Source organism: Streptococcus infantis, from assembly GCF_047463635.1.
Taxonomy (GTDB): domain Bacteria; phylum Bacillota; class Bacilli; order Lactobacillales; family Streptococcaceae; genus Streptococcus; species Streptococcus infantis_W.
This window is the reverse complement of sequence record NZ_JASHDL010000056.1, coordinates 1-694: the sequence shown is the minus strand read 5'-3', so window position 1 is coordinate 694 and position 694 is coordinate 1. Positions and strand designations below refer to the sequence as shown.

Annotated in this window: 1 pseudogene; it reads right to left on the bottom strand. The window is 52.6% G+C overall.

What is annotated here, in order from left to right:
• Nucleotides 1–694 (bottom strand): annotated as a pseudogene (locus QM867_RS10755) (hypothetical protein); the annotation flags it as partial.

Sequence of the window (694 nt, the reverse complement as noted above, 5' to 3'; positions counted from 1 at the left end):
GACTGGCTAGCTGATGTGCTTGCTGATTGACTTGCACTGGTTGATGCTGACTGGCTAGCTGATGTACTTGCTGATTGACTTGCGCTTGTTGAAGCACTTTGGCTTGCTGACGTGCTTGCTGATTGGCTCGCACTGGTCGATGCTGACTGGCTAGCTGATGTACTTGCTGATTGACTGGCGCTGGTTGACGCTGACTGGCTAGCTGATGTACTTGCTGATTGACTTGCGCTTGTCGATGCTGACTGGCTAGCCGATGTACTTGCTGATTGGCTCGCACTTGTTGAAGCACTTTGGCTTGCTGATGTGCTGGCTGATTGGCTCGCACTGGTTGATGCTGACTGGCTAGCTGATGTGCTTGCTGATTGGCTCGCACTTGTCGATGCTGACTGACTTGCTGACGTGCTGGCTGATTGGCTTGCACTGGTTGATGCTGACTGGCTAGCCGATGTGCTTGCTGATTGACTTGCGCTTGTTGAAGCACTTTGGCTTGCAGACGTGCTGGCTGATTGGCTCGCACTTGTCGATGCTGACTGGCTAGCTGATGTGCTTGCTGATTGACTTGCACTGGTTGATGCTGACTGGCTAGCTGATGTACTTGCTGATTGACTGGCGCTTGTTGAAGCACTTTGGCTTGCTGACGTGCTTGCTGATTGGCTCGCACTGGTCGATGCTGACTGGCTAGCTGATGTACTTG